This is a genomic window from Curtobacterium sp. GD1, assembly GCF_020882855.1.
Classification (GTDB): domain Bacteria; phylum Actinomycetota; class Actinomycetes; order Actinomycetales; family Microbacteriaceae; genus Curtobacterium.
Genome location: NZ_JAFEVQ010000010.1, coordinates 18,854 through 36,922, shown reverse-complemented (window position 1 = coordinate 36,922; position 18,069 = coordinate 18,854). Strand labels below are relative to the sequence as shown.

Genomic DNA, 18,069 nt, shown 5'->3' with positions numbered 1-18,069 from the left:
ACCCACCACCGGACGGGAGGCGCGGTGCCAGCTGGCACCGCGCCTCCCGTTCGTCGTCGGTGCGGGCCGTGGATGCGGGTTGCGGGACTCCGCACGCCCTGTCCTCCGAACGGGGGACCGCTCGCGGTGAACCGCAAGAGCGGGCGACGACCGTTGCCGTGTCACCGACCGGCGGGTGATGCTTCTCGTGCACCGACCGCCGTGCTCCTCCGGGAGCCCGCCCGTGGTACCCCGTCCGGTACCCGAACCGTCGGCCCACGAACGCCGTCGTCCGTCCTCGCCTGATCCGAGGACGGGCGGCGGCCCGGGCCGGCGGACCGGACGCACGGCAGACCCGACGGCGGTCGGTGCCGCAAGGCTCCTCCCTCCCCCACCCGAGCTGCTCCTCCCACCCGAAGGGAAACCAGATGTGCGGCATCATCGCGGCCCGCGTCACCGACGACGCGTCCCCCTACCTGCTCGACGGACTCGAACGACTCGAGTACCGCGGGTACGACTCGGCGGGCATCGCCGTCCGGACCGCCCACGGCGGCACCGAGACCATCCGGTCCGTGTCGCGCGTCGGTGACCTGCGCACGCTCGTCGCCGCACGCTCCGGCGACGCGCTGACGGGGGTCGGCATCGGGCACACCCGGTGGGCGACGCACGGCGTGGTCCGCGAGGCGAACGCGCACCCGCACGCCGACTGCTCCGGACGGATCAGCATCGTGCACAACGGCATCGTCGAGAACGCCGACCGGCTCCGCGCGACGCTCGAGCGCCAGGGCCACGTGTTCTCGTCGGACGTCGACTCCGAGGTCATCGCGCACCTCGTCGAGCGGGCGCTCGCGGTGGACCCGGACCTCATGCTCGCGGTGCAGATCGCGACCGCGCAGCTCGAGGGCTCGTGGGCGATCGTGGTGCTCGACGCCCGGGACGGCCGCATGGTCGTCGCCGCCGAGCGCTCCCCCCTCGTCGTCGCACGGTCCGCCCGCGGCGACTTCGTGGCGAGCGACATCGGTGCGATCGCCGAGTGGTGCGAGACCTTCGTGGCGCTCCGCGACGGCGACGTCGTCGAACTCGGCGAGGCCTGGACGTGGTCGTCCTCCGGCGTCACGGTCCCCGTGCCCTTCCCGACGCCGTCCCCGTTCGCCGCGACCGCGCTCGACCTCGGCGACCACCCGGACCACATGGCGAAGGAGATCGAGGAGCAGCCCGAGGTCGTCGCCTCGATCCTCGACCGGGTCGCCCGCCGGGCCGCCGACGGCAGCATGTGGGTCGGCCTGGGGCTCCCCGGGTTCCACCGACTGGCGATCGTCGCGTGCGGCACCTCGCTCAACGCCGGGCAGGTGATCGCCACCGCGCTGCGCGGCATCGGCGGCGTGCCGACGGACATCGTCGTCGCGAGCGAGGCCGACCAGGCGGTGCTCGGCCCGGACACGCTCGTGGTCGCCATCAGCCAGTCCGGCGAGACCGCCGACGTCCTCCGCGCCCTCGACCGCTTCGAGGACCGGCACCCGGTGCTCGCCCTCACGAACAACGTGCACTCGTCCCTGGCCCGCCGGGCGGACGCCGTGCTCGACTGCCACGCCGGCCCGGAGATCGGTGTCGCCGCGACGAAGACGTTCACCGCGCAGGTCGTGGTCGGCGTCGCCGCGGTGATCTCCGCGCTCGTCGCCTCGGGTCGGATCGACGGCGAACGCGCGGCCGCGCTCGTCGGTGAGCTCTCCGACCTGCCCGCCCGCATCGACCACGCCGCCGCGATCGCCGCCGACCGCATCCCGCTGCTCGTCTCGAGCGTCAAGGACGCGACCGGCTTCCTCTTCCTCGGCCGTGGCGCCGGGCTGCCCTACGCGGCCGAGGGCGCACTCAAGCTCAAGGAGCTCAGCTACCGCTGGGCCGAGGCCTACCCGGCCGGCGAGCTGAAGCACGGCCCGCTCGCCCTCGTCGACGAGGGGACCCCGGTCGTCGTCATCGACCACGGCGACCACCGACTGCAGGCGAACATCGCCGAGGTCCGTGCCCGCGGCGGGTTCGTCATCACGATCGGCGGCGAGGGGTCGGACATCCCCGCACTCGGCCGTCGCATCGTCGGCGACCTCGCCTGGGGTCGCGCGACCGCACCGTGGGGTCCGCTCGAGGCCGTCGTCCCGCTGCAGATGCTCGCCCGCGAACTCGCGCTCCAGCTGGGGTGCGACGTGGACAAGCCGAGGAACCTCGCCAAGTCGGTGACGGTCGAATAGCCAGGCACACGCGCTTCAACCGCCTGACGGTGTTCCTCGCCGTCCTCACGGCGCTCGCCATCGTCGCGACGGTCATCGTGATCGCCGCGACGCTGGTGCCGTCGTTGCTCCCCCAGGGTCTTGCCGGGTTCGTCACGGACGGTGCTGCGATCCTGGACCCTTGACCACCGCAGCCCCGCCCCTCGTCGTCGTCGCGCTCCTCGTGGGCGCGGTCCTGCCGTTCGTGCCGTTCGTCGGCCGGGTGGCGCGCATCGCCGCGACGATCGCGCACGAGGTCGGGCACGCCGTCGTCGTCGTGCCGTTCGGCGGACGCATCCAGCGCATCGAGCTGCACCCGGACGGTTCGGGCGAGGCCTGGGTCCAGCTCGGCCGGGTCCCCCGTGCGATCCGGTGGCTCGTGCGGATCGTGAACCTGTACGCCGGCTACAGCGCGCCGCTCTGGGCCGGCGTGCTGCTCGTGACCGGGGTGCTGCACGGGTCGAGGTGGGTGCCCGTCGTGGTCCTCGGCGTCGTCGGGCTCGTCGCACTCGCGTTCGTGCGGAACTGGTTCGGGATCCTCGTGGTCCTCGGCTTCGACGCGCTCGCGCTCTGGGTCGCCCTGCGCCCGTCCGAGACGACCGTGCTCGTGGTCGCCGCGGTCGGTGCGTTCTTCGTCGTGGACGGACTGCGCTCGGTGGTGCAGGTCGCCCGGTGGCTCGCGACCGGGGCCCGTGTGCAGACCGACTTCCACATCGCCGCGGCCGAGATGCGGGTGCCGGCGTCGGTCTGGTTCGTGCTGTTCGTCGCCGTGAACGCCGCCGCGGTGTGGCTCGCGCGCGGTCCGCTGCTCGAGGTGTGGGCGACCGTCTCCGACGGGGTCCGCGCGCTGTTCTGACGCGTGCGGCGGCGGCGGGCCGACTCGGAACGACATCGTCGCTGTCGTACGACATCGACGTCGTCGCACCCCCGCGAGCGCAACAGTTGCGCCCGCGCGGCAACGACGAGCCCGCTGTCGTACGACATCGACGTTGTCGCAACCCCGCGCGCGCAACAACGCTGCGAGGATGACGACGATGCACCTCGACGACGTGACCACCGCCCTCGCCGCGACGACCGCTCCGCACCGCGACCGCTTCCTCGCGTTCGTGCGGACCCACGGCGACGCGGCACTCCGACGCGACGGCGGCCCGGAGCACCTCACCGCGTCGTGCTTCGTGTTCCCGCCCGACCTCGGGAGCGTGCTGCTGTGCCTGCACCGCAAGGGCCGGTTCTGGGTGCAGTTCGGTGGACACCTCGAACCGGGCGACCGCGACCTCGCCGACGCCGCCCGTCGCGAGGCCCGCGAGGAGTCGGGCATCGCCGACCTCGACCTGCTCGACGCCTCCGTGGCCGACCTCGACCGGCACGACCTGCACGGGGGCTTCGCCTGCGCCGCGCACTGGGACGTCGGCTTCGTCGCCGTGGTCGATCCCGCTCGGGCGACCACCGTCAGCGACGAGAGCGACGACGTCCGGTGGTTCGCCCTCGACGCACTGCCCGAGGGCCTCGCGCCCGGGCTGCCCGCACGCCTGGCCGCGGTGGTCGCCACGGTCGCGCACCGCGACTGACACCGGACGGGAGGCGCGGGTCGGCACCGACCCGCGCCTCCAGTCCGGTGCGTGCGCACCTTCCGACGTGACACGCGTCGATCGACGGGTGCAGTGTCGCGATCGCCGCGCGAACCGCGCCGCGCGCCGCCCGCCGCCCGCCGCGCTACTCCCAGGGGTGCTGCGCCAGCTCCGCCGGGTCGACGACCCGCCCACCGGCCACCACGAGCGACCGCGGCACGCGGCGCACCAGCGCGTCCATCGGGTTCTCCGCGTCGACCAGGACCACGTCCGCACGCGCACCGGCGACGATGTCGTGCTCCTCGTCCGTGACGAACCGTGCGCCGTCGCGCGACGCGATCTCGACCACCCGCACCAGATCGTCGTCCCGCACCACCCCGCCGGCCCGCGCGTACTGCCACGCGATGCCGAGCAGGTCGCCGTCGCCGTAGGGGCTCCACAGGTCGCGGATGCCGTCGGTGCCGAAGCCGAACCGCACCCCCGCGTCGTCGAACTCGTGCAGCGGCAGCTGCTTCATGCGCACCGGCGCGACCGTCGTCATCGTGACCCCGAGGCCCGCCATCCGGGCGAGCAGGTCGCGGCGCCGGACCGGGTCGACGTCGACGATCGCGAAGCCGTGCGCGACGTTGACCCTGCCGGGCGCGATGCCGAGCCGCTCGACGCGGTCGAGGACCAGGTCGAACGAGAACGCCCCGAGCTCGGCGGGCTCGTGCAGGTGGACGTCGATCCCGCACCCGGTGTCGGCGGCGATGTCGAACAGGCCGTCGAGGTGCCCGACGGGGTCGCGGTCGATGAGCGACGGGTCGAGGCCGCCGATGTGGTCCGCTCCGCCCTCCGCCGCACGGCGCAGCAGGTCGAGCACGCCGGGGCGCCGGAGCACGCCGTCCTGCGGGAACGCCACGATCGACAGCTCGACCGCGTCGTCGAGCGCAGCACCCGCGGCGCGGACGGCCTCGATGCCCCGGAGTCCCACTCCGAGGTCGACGTCCACGTGGGTGCGCACCCGGGTGGTGCCGGTGCGGAGCGACTCCCGCAGGACCCTGGTCGCGACGGCCTCCCCCGGGATCCCGAGGGCGTCACGTCGGGCGCGCTCGTGGGCGATCCGGCCCTGGGTCCCGCCCTCGCCGCCGTACGACTCCCACGGGTGGCCCCACCAGCTCTTGTCGACGTGCGCGTGCGTGTTCACCAGCCCGGGGAGCGCGAGCTGCCCACGACCCTGCACCTCGGTCGCGCTGCCGGCCGGGACGGTGCCCGGGGGTGTGACCGCGGTGGTGCGGGAGCCGGTGACGACCACGTCGGCCCGTTCCCCTCCCCACGGTCGCACGTCGCGGATGATCAGGGTCGCGTCCTCGTCCACCATGCCCCCACCCTGCCAGTCCGGCCGCACCGGGTGTGCGCGGGACCCGCCGTAACGGAACGCCGCAAACGGGAACCGCGGAGGGAAGCCTGCGAGAGTACCGGCACGACGACGGCAGGAGGTGTCCCGTGACGGACGAGGCGCACGGTTTCGCGACCGAGCAGGTGCACGGCGGGTTCCAGCCCGACCAGGGCCACGGAGCGAGGGTCCCCGCGATCCACATGTCCTCGGGCTTCCTGTTCGACGACTTCGACCAGGCCCGCGACCGCTTCGCCGGGACCGACGACGGCTACACCTACACGCGGCTCGGCAACCCCACGAACGCCGACGTCGAGCGCCGGGTCGCGCTGCTCGAGCGCGGCGTCGAGGCGATCCTGGTGGGCAGTGGGCAGGCCGCCGCCACCGTCGCGTTCCTCGGCATCCTGCAGGCCGGCGACCACGTCGTCGCGGCGCGCAGCATCTACGAGGGCACCAAGGGCCTGCTCGTGCAGAACCTCGGACGCCTCGGCATCGAGGTCGACTTCGTCGCGGACCAGCGCGACCTCGACGAGTGGGCGCGACTCGTCCGCCCGAACACGAAGGCCTTCTTCGCCGAGACGATCCCGAACCCGAAGAACGACGTCCTCGACATCACCGGCGTCGCCGACACCGCGCACCGTGCGGGTGTGCCGCTCATCGTCGACAACACCCTCGCGACGCCGTACCTCGTGCGTCCGGTCGACCACGGTGCCGACATCGTCGTCCACTCGGCGTCGAAGTTCCTCTCCGGCCACGGTGCCGGGCTCGGCGGCGTGGTCGTCGACGGCGGCACCTTCGACTGGTCGGCCTCCCCGGACCGCTGGGTGCACCTGACCAGCCCGGAACGGTCGCTCGGCGGCGAGAGCTACGTCGAGCGCTACGGCAGCCGCGCGTTCGTCGTCTTCGCACGCGACGTCGTCGCCTCGCGCATCGGCCCGACGCCCTCCCCCTTCAACTCCTTCCTGCTCCGCCAGGGCATCGAGACGCTGTCGCTGCGCGTGGAACGCCACAGCGCGAACGCGCTGGCCGTCGCGTCCTTCCTGGAGCAGCAGCCGGAGGTGACGAGCGTCGACTACGCGGGTCTCGCCTCCAGTCCGTTCCACGACCTCGCCCAGCGCTACCTGCCGCGCGGTGCCGGGTCCGTCTTCGCGTTCACGCTGGACGGCGGCGAAGCCGCCGCACGGACCTTCATCGACAGCGTCCAGCTGTTCAGCCGGATGACCCACCTCGGTGACGTCCGCTCGCTGATCCTGCACCCCGCCACCACGACGCACGCCGGCAAGACGCCCCAGGAACGCGCCGACCAGGGCATCGACGACGGCCTCATCCGCCTGTCGGTCGGCATCGAGGACGTCGCGGACCTGGTCCGCGACCTGTCGCGCGGGTTCGCCGCATTGCGTGGCGCCGGGGCGGGCCAGGAGGCGCGGGTCGACTCCGACTCGGAGCTCGCCTCCCTCGAACACGCCGTTCCCGGCAACCACGTCATCGCGGAGGAACTCTAGGCAATGGCCGGACTGCAGCACTTCGGGTACTTCTTCTCGCGCGGGTTCGGCCCGCAGGCGTGGGGCCGGTCCGACTGGGACTGGGGGCACGACTGGACGAAGCCCGACCTGTACCAGCAGTCCGTCCGCGCCCTCGAGCAGGCCGGCATGGACCTCGTCATCGCCGAGGACGCGATCTCGCTCGGCAACCCGTCGACGCTCGACCTGCGGATCCGGCAGGCGTACGGCGGCCCGAAGCACGACCCGCTCCTGCTCGCGCCGTACCTGTTCGCCGCGACCTCGCACATCGGCATCGCCCCGACCGTGAACGCGGGGTTCACCCCGCCGTACCTCGCCGCACGGCAGTTCGCGACGCTCGCGCACCTCTCCGGCGACCGCTTCGGCGTCAACGTCGTGACCGACACCGGGAGCGCTCGGCACGCCGGGCTCGCCCCGCTCCCGCACGACGCCGCGTACGACCGCGCCGAGGAGTGGTTGCAGCTCGTGCGGCGGCTCTGGCACTCGTGGGGCTCCGGCTACGTCGGGGACCGCTCCGACTGGCACTTCGCCGACGGCGACGCCCTCGACGCGTTCCACCACGAGGGTGCCTACTTCACCACGGACGGCCCGCTCAACGCCCTCCCGCTCGACTCCGACCCGATCGTGGTCTCCCCCGGCGGCTCCGGCCGGGGGCTCGGGTTCGCCGGCACGCACTCGGACGTGCAGCTCGCGCTCGCACCGCTGTCCGCGGCGGCCGTCCGGGACTACCGCGCGCGGGTGCTCTCCGCCGCGGCCGACGCCGGACGCACTGCCGACGCGCTGCGGATCCTGTTCGTGCTCAAGCCCGAGATCGTGTCGTCGGCGGCCGAGGCGGACCGCGTCGTCGCCGCCTCCCGGCACCCGTCCGACGACGACCTCCGCACCGCGGCGATCGCGTGGTCGAGCGACTCCGAGACGGACCTGCTCGCGCTCGACCTCGACGCGCCGATCCCCGAGGGCACCTTCGGTGACCACGTCTCGGCCGGGACGATCCGCGGCCTCGTCGGCGACACCCCCGACGCACCGCTGCGCACGCTCCTGGAGCGCAAGGCCCGGAAGGGTCGGGTGTCCTCGCGCGAGGGCTTCGTCGGCACCGCCGACGAGTTCGCGGACTTCATCGAGGAGCTCGGCGAGGACGCCGACAACGACGGCATCATCTTCTCGGGCGACCTGCACCCGGCGCAGGTCTACCGGATGCTCGGCGACCTCGTGCCGGTGCTCCGGCGCCGCGGGCTCCTGCGACGGGAGTACGGCGCCGGAGGCATCCGGCAGAACCTGTTCGACTTCTGAGACCGCGCCCCCGTGCCGCGGGTCCTAGTGGTGGACGGGCTCCACGACGCCGCTCTCCTCGACGTCGCGGACGTCCTCGGCGGTGCGGAGGATCTCGTCGCGGTCGGACGCCGAGTTGATCGCCCAGTAGTAGATCACCAGGGAGAACACCGCCACCACGACGATGTCGATCCACAGCGGGAACACCGGGTGCGTCAGCGGACCGAAGTCGCTGAGGAACACGATGAGCCCCATGCCGATCAGGTACGGCAGCAGCCACTGGGCCGCCTTCCAGTCCCAGCGCGGGCGGACGCTCGAGGCGCCGCGGAACACGTTGTTCAGGATGATCACCACGGCACCGATGAGGATCGCGACCCCGAGCTTCCAGTCGGTGTCCCACCCGGTCCAGAGGATGATGAGGTTCGCGACGACGAACGCGATCGGTGAGAGCAGCGTCGCGGCCGGCATCCGGTAGGGGCGCTCGACCTCGGGGATCCGCTTCCGGAACGCGCCGAGGGCCAACGGTGCACCGGCGTACATCAGGACGGACGCACTCGTGATGAGGCTGACCAGCCCCTGCCACGACGGGAACGGCGCGAAGCACGCGCACCCGACGACGAACGCCACGATGAGGCCGACCCAGGGCACGCCCTGCTTCGTCGTCCACTCGAAGGCCTTCGGGAAGTACCCGTTGCGGCTGAGCCCGTACGAGATGCGGCTCGTGGCCGTCACGTAGATGAGGCCGGTGCCGGCGGGCGAGATGATCGCGTCGATGAAGATGACCACGGCGAGCCAGGTGATGCCGGCCGCCATCGCGATGTCGGCGAAGGGTCCGGTGTACTTCGTGAAGTCCGCGGTCGCCCACGAGCCCTGGATCGCGTCGGAGCGCAGGACGCCGAGGAACACGATCTGCAGCAGCAGGTAGATCACGAGCCCGATGAGCACCGAGCCGATGACGGCGCGCGGGATGTCGCGCTTCGGGTTCTTGGCCTCGCCGGCGAGCTGGTCCGCCTGCTCGAAGCCGAGGAACGCGAAGATGATGCCCGACGTCGACACCGCGGCGAGGATGCCCTTCGCACCCTCGGGCATGAAGCCATCAGCCGCCGTGAAGTTCGAGCCGTGGAACCCGCTGAGCGCCAGGACGATGATGACCAGCAGGGGGATGGCGACCTTCCACCAGGTCGCCGCGGAGTTCGTGTTCGCGAGGATCTTCACGCTGAGCATGTTGATCACCGTGACGACGGCCATCAGGACGATCGCCACCGCGATCCCGGCGCCGGTCAGCAGCTGCTGGGTCTCACCCTCGATGACCACGGTGTGCAGCCACGGGTGGGCGAACTGCCAGTGCTGCGCGTACTTGATCATCGCCTCGACCTCGATCGGGGCGACCGTCACGGACTGCAGCCACGAGAACCACCCGAAGGAGGCTCCGGCGATGCCGCCGAAGGCGATGTGGGGGAACCGCGCTGTTCCACCCGCGATCGGGAACATCCCGCCGAGCTCGGCGTGCACGAGTGCGAGGACGAGGATCGCCACGCCACCGATGAGCCACGAGATGATCGCGGCGGGCCCGGCGGTCTTCAGGGCCTCCTGCGAACCGAAGAGCCAGCCGGAGCCGATGATCGACCCCGTCGAGGCCCAGATGAGCCCGATGAAGCCGACGTTGCGCTTGAGGCCGGAGTCCGGCAGCGCCTGTGTCGTTGTAGCCACTGTTGCTCCTGTCGATGAGCGCCGCCCCTCGGACGGGGGCTGCGCTCATCGACTCTGGCACCGTGACAGCACATTGGTCGGATTGTTTAACACAATGGAAACAAACGTGCTGTACAAGCCCTCAGGCTACTTCTTGTCGTGCTTCTTCTTGCTCTTCTTGTCGGACTTCTTCTTCTCGTCCTGCTTCTTGTCCGACTTCTTGTCCGACTTCTTCTTCGCGTCCTGCTTCTTGCCGGACTTCTTCTTGTCGGACTTCTGCTTGCCCTTCTTGTCCGGCTCGGGCTCGGGCGACTCCACCCCGTCGACGGGTTCGACCACCACCGCGCTCCCCGTGTCGGCGAGGACGTCGACCTCGTGCTCCTCGAGCGTCGGCGCGAGGGCGTCCTCCACCCGCTCGACGACGATCGACGCACCGTCCTCGGCGAGCCGGACGAGCGCCTGGGCTGCCCGGACGCGGGTCGTCGTCTTCCGGGCGAGCACGTCGGCGCGGGCACCCTCGAGGAAGGCGCGGAGCGACCGTTCGACCACCGAACGACCCCGCGGCGCCGAGCGGTCGAGGCGGTCGAGCTCGCCGGCCACACCGGAGACGTCGTCCTCGACGTGCTCGTGCCGCACGGACTCGATGAGCGCGGCGATCGCGGCTGCCCCACGCTCGACGGCTGCGGAGCGCTGGTCGAGCACGACGAGCATCTCGATGACCGAGCCGTACGTCACCGTCTCGAGGCGGACCGGCTCGGCCCCACGCCCGCGGATGACCAACCGGGCGTCCGGCGTCGGCAGCCACGCGGCCAGCGCAGCGACGGTCGCGACCGAGGCCACCGCCCGCTCGTAGTCGGCGAGCACCACTCGCTCCTGCTCTCGCAGACGGACTCGGATCGCGATCTCCTGCACCACGTGGACCTCCCGTTCGTGGGCACGGGCGTGTTCCCGCGCCTGCTGCGGATCGTAGTCCTCGGAGGTGGCGGGACAGCGAACGCCCCGGCATCGTCCGGGGACGGTGTCGGGGCGTTCGGTGTGGCAGTGCGTGACAGCGGTGCGGCGTCCGGCGAATGGTGGAGATGGGGGGAATCGAACCCCCGTCCATCGCTGCAATTCGACGTCTTCTACGGGCGTATCCGGATGGTTCGTTCTGCTCGGCCCCGTCCTTTGCTACCGGCTTCTAGGACGACGGGCCCAGTCTCAGTGCAAGTCCCGCACGGCCCTGAGGCGCAACCGTGCAGCAAGTCCTCTGGATGACGCCGGAACTCAGGTTAGAAGACGATCACCTGGCCGACGGACTTCATGTGCTGGGCTGCTTACGCAGCGAGAGCGAAGTCAGTGCGCTTGGAATTGGCACTTGTTGTTTTCCACGGATCGTTGACGAGATGACCGTGGGTCCTCGGCCCGCTTCCCGTCGGCACACAGGCAATGTCGAAACCGATCATCCCCATGCGGGCCGGACGTGCGAACCGCTGTCACGCTCTTGAGTTGCCAATGCTCCGATCGGAGCAGTCCCTCAGTCTAGCCGACCGAGGTGCACCGGCGCTACTCGCCGACGCGGTTCCGGGTGCGCATGGCCCGCTCGGCCTCGCGCTTGTCCGTCTTCTCGCGCAGGGCCTGGCGCTTGTCGAACTCCCGCTTGCCCTTCGCGACCGCGATCTCCACCTTGGCCCGGCCGTCGTGGAAGTAGATCTGCAGCGGCACGAGCGTGTAGCCGCCCTGCGCCGTCTTGTGCGAGATCTTCACGATCTGCTGCTTGTGGAGGAGCAGCTTCCGCTTGCGCCGGGGAGCGTGGTTGTTCCACGTGCCCTCGGTGTACTCGGGGATGTGCACGGCGTCGAGCCAGGCTTCGCCGCCGTCGATGAAGGCGTACCCGTCGACGAGCGAGGCGCGCCCTTCGCGGAGGGACTTCACCTCGGTGCCGGACAACACCATGCCGGCCTCGTACGTGTCCTCGATCAGGTAGTCGTGACGCGCGCGACGGTTCGTCGCCACGATCTTCTCGCCGCGTTCCTTCGCCATGCGTGTCTCCTTCCGTGCGGTCGCTGCGGATGCGCAGCCCTACAGACTACCCAACGCGCGGCACCCACCGCACCTTCCCGGCGCGCCGCCCGCGCCGGGCCGGGATCGGCCGCCGCCGAGACTCGGCCACGCGGACACTTTCGCGGCACCGGAGGCACGAAAGTGTCCGCCGGCCCGAGACTCGGCCAGCACGACCGCCGGGGCGTCAGACCTTCAGGTAGCGGCGGATCGCGACGAAGGCGGACAGTCCCGCCAGCACGATGCCGATCACGATCACCGACGGCACCACGACGGCCGCGTCCCCCATGCCGATGAACGCCGTGCCCGAGAACCGCTGCGCGAGGTAGTTCCGCACGAAGAACCAGACCACCGCAGTGATCGCGCCACCGGCCAGGACGGCCCCGATGGCAGCGGCGATCACCCCCTCGAGCACGAAGGGTGTCTGGATGAACCGGTTCGACGCCCCCACCAGGCGCATGATGCCGAGCTCTCGCCGTCGACTGAACGCGGACAACCGGATGGTCGTCGCGATGAGCAGCACGGCGGCGACGAGCATGAGCGCCGCGATGCCGATCGCCGTGTACGACGAGGCGTTGAGCAGGTTGAAGATCGGTTGCAGGTACCCGCGCTGGTCGACCACGCTCTGCACGCCGGCGACCTTCGACAGGCTCTCGACGAGGACGTCCGCCTGCGACGGGTTCTTCAGGTTCACCCAGAACGTCTCGTTGAGGTACTCGGGCTTGACGAACTCCGTCGCCGGCGAGTCCTTGAACTGCTGCTTGAACCGGTCGTACGCCTGGTCCTGGTCCTCGTAGTACGTCTTCTCGATGTACGGCTTGAGGGTCGACGAGTCGAGCTGCTCCTGGACCTGCTTGCGCTGGTCGTCGGTGGCCTTGGCGCCCGTGCAGTTCCCCGTGGTGTCCGTGTCGGTGCAGAGGTAGACCGCGACCTGCGCCCGGTCGTACCAGTACCCCTTCATCTGGTTGATCTGCATCTGGAGCAGGATCGCGGTGCCGACGAAGGTGAGCGAGATGAAGGTCACGAGGACGACGGACACGACCATGGACGCGTTGCGCCGCAGGCCCGAGCCGACCTCGGACATGACGAGCCCGAGCCTCATCGGATGATCCCAGGGATGGTCTGGATGCCGGTGGTGTTCGAGACGCCCGCGCGCTGGATCGGCACGGCCTGGGTCTGGTAGCCGCCGGACTGCTCGTCGCGCAGGATCGTCCCGTTCGAGAGCTCGATGACGCGGCGCTGCATCTGGTTCACGATGCTGGCGTCGTGGGTCGCCATGAGCACGGTGGTGCCTCCCTGGTTGATGCGTTCGAGGAGCGCCATGATGCCGGCCGAGGTCGTCGGGTCGAGGTTGCCGGTGGGCTCGTCGGCGAGGAGGATCGCCGGCTTGTTGACGACGGCGCGGGCGATCGCCACGCGCTGCTGCTCACCACCGGAGAGTTCGTGCGGCATGCGCGTCGCCTTGCCGGCGAGACCCACGAGCTTCAGCACGTCGGTGACGGCCTCGCTGATGAAGCCCTTGCTCTTGCCGATCACCTGCAGCGAGAACGCGACGTTGTCGAAGACGTTCTTGTTCGGCAGGAGCCGGAAGTCCTGGAAGACCACGCCGAGGTTGCGGCGGAAGTACGGGACCTTGCGCGACGACAGGGCGCCGAGCCGCTGCCCGAGCACGTGGATCTGCCCGCGCGACGGCTTCTCCTCCTTCAGCACGAGGCGGAGGAAGCTGGACTTGCCGGACCCGGACGCGCCCACGAGGAAGACGAACTCCCCCTTGAGGATCTCGAGGGAGATGGCGTCGAGGGCGGGGCTCGGGTTGCCCGAGTACACCTTGGTGACCTGGTCGAATTTGATCATGACCGGATCAGGGTAGGTCGCGTCGCCCGGAAATCAACCGAGGCGCGCGGCTCAGGAATCGTCGGATTGTTTACGCCAGCGGATGCCCGCGTTGATGAACCCGTCGAGGTCACCGTCGAACACGGCTGAGGGGTTGTTCACCTCGTGCTCGCTCCGCAGGTCCTTGACCATCTGGTACGGCGCCAGCACGTACGAGCGGATCTGGTCGCCCCAGCTCGCCGTGATGTTGCCGGCCAGTTCCTTCTTCTTCGCGTTCTCCTCTTCCTTCTTGAGGAGCAGGAGGCGCGACTGCAGCACGCGCATGGCGGCGGCACGGTTCTGGATCTGCGACTTCTCGTTCTGCATCGAGACGACGGTGCCGGTCGGGATGTGGGTCAGGCGGACCGCGGAGTCCGTCGTGTTGACCGACTGCCCACCGGGGCCCGACGAGCGGAACACGTCGACGCGGATGTCGTTCTCGGGGATGTCGATCGACTCGGTCTCCGGCATGAGCGGGATGACCTCGACCGCGGCGAACGACGTCTGCCGCTTGCCCGCGGCGCCGAACGGCGACATCCGGACGAGGCGGTGGGTGCCGGCCTCGACCGACAGGGTGCCGAAGGCGTGCGGGGCGTCGACCTCGAACGTGGCGGACTTGATGCCCGCTTCTTCCGCGTAGGACGTGTCCATCACGGTGGTCTTGTAGCCGTGCTGCTCCGAGTAGCGGAGGTACATGCGCAGCAGCATCTCGGCGAAGTCCGCGGCGTCGACACCACCGGCACCGGCACGGATCGTGATGACCGCGGGTCGGTCGTCGTACTCGCCGTCGAGGAGCGTCTGCACCTCGAGGTCGCCCATCGTCTTCTGGATCGCCTTGAGCTCGGCAGCAGCTTCGTCGGCGGAGTCCTGGTCGTCGGCCTCGTTCGCCATCTCGACCAGCACCTCGAGGTCGTCGATGCGGCGCTCGGTGTCGGTGATCTTCTTCAGCTCCGACTGCCGGTGCGAGAGCGCGCTCGTCACCTGCTGCGCGTGCTCGACGTCGTCCCAGAGGTCCTGGGCCCCGGCCTGCTCGCTGAGGTCGGCGATCTCACGCTGCAGGCGGTCGACGTCGACCACCGAGCGGATGTTGCCGAAGGTCTCGCGGAGGGCGGAGAGCTGCTCGGTGAAGTCCAGTTCGACCATGATCACCGATCCTACCGGTGCTTCCCAGCCCGGGAGGCGCGGCTCGGCCCCGGTGGACCGGTCAGCGTCCGAGGAGCGGTTCCCTCGACGCCATCCCCGCGGCTCCGGCGCGCGCCACCGCGTCCGGCAGGGCGGCGAGGAACGCGTCGACGTCGGCGTCGGTCGTGGTGTGCCCGAGCGTGATCCGGAGCGCACCGCGGGCGTCCTGCTCCGACAGGCCCATGGCGAGCAGGACGTGCGAGGCCTCGGGCACGCCGGCCTGGCACGCCGAACCGGTCGACACCGCGACCCCGGCGGCGTCGAGCAGGAAGAGCAGCGAGTCCCCCTCGCAGCCCGGGAACGTGAAGTGCGCGTTGCCGGGGAGCCGGTCGACCGGGTCCCCCATCAGCACCGCGGTGGGCACCGCTGCCCGGACCCCGGCGACGAGCCGGTCCCGCAGTGCCCGGACGTCCGCGTGCGGCATCGCGGCCGCGACCCCGAAGGCCGCCGCCGCCGGGGCGTCCTGCGTCCCGCTCCGCACCTGGCGCTGCTGCCCGCCCCCGTGGATGAGCGGCTCGACGCTCGCACGACGGCCGAGCACGAGCGCGCCGATGCCGACCGGGCCGCCGATCTTGTGCGCCGACACGCTCAACGCGTCGAGCCCGGAGGCGGCGAACGACACCGGTACCTGGCCGTACGCGGCGACCGCGTCGCTGTGGACGGGCACGCCCGCGGCGTGCGCGAGCTCGACGATGCGTGACACCGGCGCGATCGTGCCGACCTCGTTGTTCGCCCACAGGAACGTGACCAGGGCGACGTCCGAGGCGTCGGCGAGCCGCGCCTCCAGGGCCGCCAGGTCGACGCGTCCCTGCGCGTCCAACGGGACCACGTCGACGACCGCGCCCTCGTGGCGCTCGAGCCACTCGACGGTGTCGACGGTCGCGTGGTGCTCCCCGCCGGGGACGACGATGCGCGGGCGCGGACGGTCCTGCTGCCGCGCCCAGAACATGCCCTTCACGGCGAGGTTGATGCTCTCGGTGCCGCCGGAGGTGAAGACGACCTCGACCGGGTCGGCGTCGAGTGAGGCGGCGACTGCGGCGCGGCCGTCCTCGAGCAGCATCTTCGCCTGCTGCCCCGCGCTGTGGATCGACGACGGGTTGCCGACGGTGCCGAGCGCGGCGGTGAACGCGGCGAGCGCCTCCGGCAGGATCGGCGTCGTCGCGGCGTGGTCGAGGTAGACCGGCATCTGCACCCCCTGAACGAGCGTTTCCAGGATACTCGTCGGTCCTCGTACCCTTGGTGCCATGCACGAGACGGCGATCGACGAGACCCCGGGGTTCCTCCTGACCGCCGATGTCCCGCGGTTCTCGGTGCGGTCGGCGACGGCGACGGCCGTGTCGGTCGTGGTCGACGGCCGCGGCACGTTCCCGCTGACGCGGTCCGGCGACGTCTGGGCGGGTGCCGTGCCGGGAGTCGGACCCGGGGACACGTACCACCTGCTCGTGGACGGTCCCGCCGGTCCGCGCGACGCGTTCGACGCGGAGCGTCCGCTGCTCGACCCGTACGCCCGTGGGATCGTGCGCGGCACCGGACCACGCTGGACGGGTGTCGTGGTCGACGACGCGTTCGACTGGGGCGGGGTGGTCAAGCCGACGACGGCGCTCGACCGGGTCGTCGTGTACGAGGCGAACGTCCGGACCCTGACCGCGACGAACCCGGCCGTCCCGGAGGACCTCCGCGGCACGTACGCCGGCGTCGCCCACGAGAGCACCATCGCGCACCTGCACCGGATCGGCGTGACCACGCTCGAGCTGCTGCCCGTGCACGCCTTCGACACCGAACGGTGGCTGCGGGACGCCGGACGCGAGAACGCCTGGGGCTACAACACGCTCGGGTTCTTCGCGCCGCACGCGGCCCACGCCTCCCCCGGTGCGCGGGCCGAGGGCGCCTCCGCGGTGCTGCGCGAGTTCAAGGGCATGGTCCGACTGCTGCACGCCGCCGGTATCCAGGTCGTCCTCGACGTCGTCTACAACCACACCGCAGAAGAGGGCCTCGGCGGCCCGACGACCTCGCTCCGGGGCATCGACGGGGCGAACCGCTACCGGTGGACCGCCGACGGCGCCTCGTACTACGACACCACCGGCTGCGGGAACACCCTCGACACCTCGGTCGAGGCCACGGCCGACCTCATCGTCGACAGCCTGCGCTACTGGGCGCGCGAGGTGCAGGTCGACGGGTTCCGGTTCGACCTGATGGCGGCGCTCGGCCGCGACGCCGACCACGTGTTCGACCGGTCGCACCCGCTGCTCGAGCGGATCCGGAACCACCCTGACCTGCAGGACACCCTGGTCATCGCCGAACCGTGGGACGTCGGACCGGACGGGTGGAAGACGGGCTCGTTCGGCGCGCGCACGAGCGAGTGGAACGACGGCTTCCGGAACACCGTGCGGCAGTTCTGGCTCACCGACATCGCCGAGGAGCGACGCCACGGCGCCCCCGCCACCGGCATCGGCGCGCTCGCCGGGGCCCTGACCGGCTCGCGCCACCTCTTCGACACGGCACGCGGGCCGCTCGCCGGCATCAACTTCGTCACCGCCCACGACGGCTTCACCCTGCTCGACCTGGTGTCGTACGACGGCAAGCACAACGAGGCGAACGGCGAGGAGAACCGCGACGGCTCGAACGACAACCGCTCGTTCAACCACGGCATCGAGGGCGACACCGCCGACCGCGGCGTGCGGGCGGCGCGGGGCCGGTCGATGCGGAACCTCGTCGCGACGCTCATGCTCTCCGCGGGCGTGCCGATGCTCACCGCCGGCGACGAGCGGAGCCGGACGCAGCACGGCAACAACAACGCCTACGTGGTGTCCGAGGACCTCACCCCGGTCGACTGGTCGGACGACGAGGACGCCGAGGCGATGACCGAGGCCGTCTCCGCACTCGCACGGCTCCGCGCCGCGCACCCCGCCCTCCGGCCGACCCGGTTCGGCGTCGAGGGGCAGGAGACCCCCGGCGCGTCCCGGATGTCCTGGTACGGGCCCGACGGCCACCCGATGACGGCCGAGGGGTGGGACCAGCCGATCCACCGCGCGCTGCAGTACTTCGTCGAGTCGACGCCGGAGCACGAGCCGTTCGACCGCGTCCTCGTGGTGGTGCACGGCAGTGGGCGCACGCGGGACATGACGCTGCCCGTGCGCGAGGACGTGCTCGGGTACCGGCTCGCGTGGTCCAGCGAGAAGCACCGCGACCACGAGCGGCTCCGGCCCGCGGGTCAGGTGTTCACGGCGTACGGACCGGGCATCCACGTGTTCGAGATCGCCTGACGGCGGCCGGTCCAGGAGGCGCAGGTCGGCTCCGGCACGACGGTCGCGCGG

At 71.1% G+C, this 18,069-nt stretch carries 15 protein-coding genes and 1 other RNA gene; 7 read left to right on the top strand and 9 right to left on the bottom strand.

Features of this window, described 5'->3' with window-relative positions; all coding sequences use genetic code 11:
• Positions 1-407 precede the first annotated feature (407 nt).
• From glmS to JSX79_RS07235, 4 genes are all read left to right on the top strand, one after another.
• Entirely contained in the window at positions 408-2,222 is a 1,815-nt protein-coding gene (glmS, locus tag JSX79_RS07245) for a glutamine--fructose-6-phosphate transaminase (isomerizing) (RefSeq protein WP_071296173.1), read from the top strand.
• A gap of 29 nt (positions 2,223-2,251) precedes the next feature.
• A complete protein-coding gene (locus JSX79_RS18190; RefSeq protein WP_267484186.1) occupies positions 2,252-2,386 on the top strand; it encodes a hypothetical protein in 135 nt (44 codons plus the stop codon).
• Positions 2,383-3,096, top strand: coding sequence for a M50 family metallopeptidase (locus JSX79_RS07240; RefSeq protein ID WP_229085600.1), 714 nt, complete (start codon positions 2,383-2,385; stop codon positions 3,094-3,096). The genes JSX79_RS18190 and JSX79_RS07240 overlap by 4 nt, the downstream gene beginning before the upstream one ends.
• Positions 3,097-3,265: 169 nt before the next feature.
• The gene (locus tag JSX79_RS07235) at positions 3,266-3,808 is read left to right on the top strand and encodes an NUDIX hydrolase (RefSeq protein WP_229085599.1); all 543 of its coding nucleotides are present in this window, start codon (positions 3,266-3,268) and stop codon (positions 3,806-3,808) included.
• A gap of 145 nt (positions 3,809-3,953) precedes the next feature.
• Here JSX79_RS07235 and JSX79_RS07230 read toward each other — a convergent pair whose 3' ends face one another.
• Positions 3,954-5,168 (bottom strand): amidohydrolase family protein, encoded by a 1,215-nt coding sequence (locus tag JSX79_RS07230; RefSeq protein ID WP_229085598.1) that lies wholly within the window; start codon positions 5,166-5,168, stop codon positions 3,954-3,956.
• 125 nt (positions 5,169-5,293) lie between these two features.
• On the opposite strand from JSX79_RS07230, the gene JSX79_RS07225 reads away from it, so the two are divergent.
• On the top strand, positions 5,294-6,685 hold the full coding sequence (locus JSX79_RS07225; RefSeq protein ID WP_229085597.1) for a PLP-dependent transferase: 1,392 nt from the start codon (positions 5,294-5,296) through the stop codon (positions 6,683-6,685).
• Between the two features lie 3 nt (positions 6,686-6,688).
• Positions 6,689-7,993, top strand: coding sequence for an LLM class flavin-dependent oxidoreductase (locus tag JSX79_RS07220; RefSeq protein ID WP_229085596.1), 1,305 nt, complete (start codon positions 6,689-6,691; stop codon positions 7,991-7,993).
• Between the two features lie 24 nt (positions 7,994-8,017).
• On the opposite strand, the gene JSX79_RS07215 is transcribed toward JSX79_RS07220, so the two are convergent.
• The 8 genes from JSX79_RS07215 to JSX79_RS07180 form a co-directional block, all read right to left on the bottom strand.
• Positions 8,018-9,682, bottom strand: coding sequence for an APC family permease (locus JSX79_RS07215; protein WP_229085595.1), 1,665 nt, complete (start codon positions 9,680-9,682; stop codon positions 8,018-8,020).
• A 126-nt stretch (positions 9,683-9,808) separates the two neighbouring features.
• On the bottom strand, positions 9,809-10,525 hold the full coding sequence (locus JSX79_RS07210; protein ID WP_229085594.1) for a hypothetical protein: 717 nt from the start codon (positions 10,523-10,525) through the stop codon (positions 9,809-9,811).
• Between the two features lie 207 nt (positions 10,526-10,732).
• Positions 10,733-11,110, bottom strand: a transfer-messenger RNA (tmRNA) gene (gene ssrA, locus JSX79_RS07205).
• A gap of 96 nt (positions 11,111-11,206) precedes the next feature.
• The gene (gene smpB, locus JSX79_RS07200) at positions 11,207-11,683 is read right to left on the bottom strand and encodes an SsrA-binding protein SmpB (protein WP_022907777.1); all 477 of its coding nucleotides are present in this window, start codon (positions 11,681-11,683) and stop codon (positions 11,207-11,209) included.
• Between the two features lie 205 nt (positions 11,684-11,888).
• Positions 11,889-12,803, bottom strand: a complete 915-nt coding sequence (ftsX, locus tag JSX79_RS07195; protein ID WP_070416381.1) for a permease-like cell division protein FtsX — start codon at positions 12,801-12,803, stop codon at positions 11,889-11,891.
• Positions 12,800-13,555 (bottom strand): cell division ATP-binding protein FtsE, encoded by a 756-nt coding sequence (gene ftsE, locus JSX79_RS07190; protein WP_070416382.1) that lies wholly within the window; start codon positions 13,553-13,555, stop codon positions 12,800-12,802. The genes ftsX and ftsE overlap by 4 nt, the downstream gene beginning before the upstream one ends.
• A 51-nt stretch (positions 13,556-13,606) precedes the next feature.
• Positions 13,607-14,716, bottom strand: coding sequence for a peptide chain release factor 2 (gene prfB / locus JSX79_RS07185; RefSeq protein WP_070419094.1), 1,110 nt, complete (start codon positions 14,714-14,716; stop codon positions 13,607-13,609).
• A 61-nt stretch (positions 14,717-14,777) separates the two neighbouring features.
• Positions 14,778-15,941 (bottom strand): cysteine desulfurase family protein, encoded by a 1,164-nt coding sequence (locus tag JSX79_RS07180; RefSeq protein ID WP_229085593.1) that lies wholly within the window; start codon positions 15,939-15,941, stop codon positions 14,778-14,780.
• Between the two features lie 58 nt (positions 15,942-15,999).
• On the opposite strand from JSX79_RS07180, the gene JSX79_RS07175 reads away from it, so the two are divergent.
• Complete coding sequence (locus JSX79_RS07175; protein WP_229085592.1) at positions 16,000-18,018, top strand: glycogen-debranching protein; 2,019 nt, start codon at positions 16,000-16,002, stop codon at positions 18,016-18,018.
• Positions 18,019-18,069 lie beyond the last annotated feature (51 nt).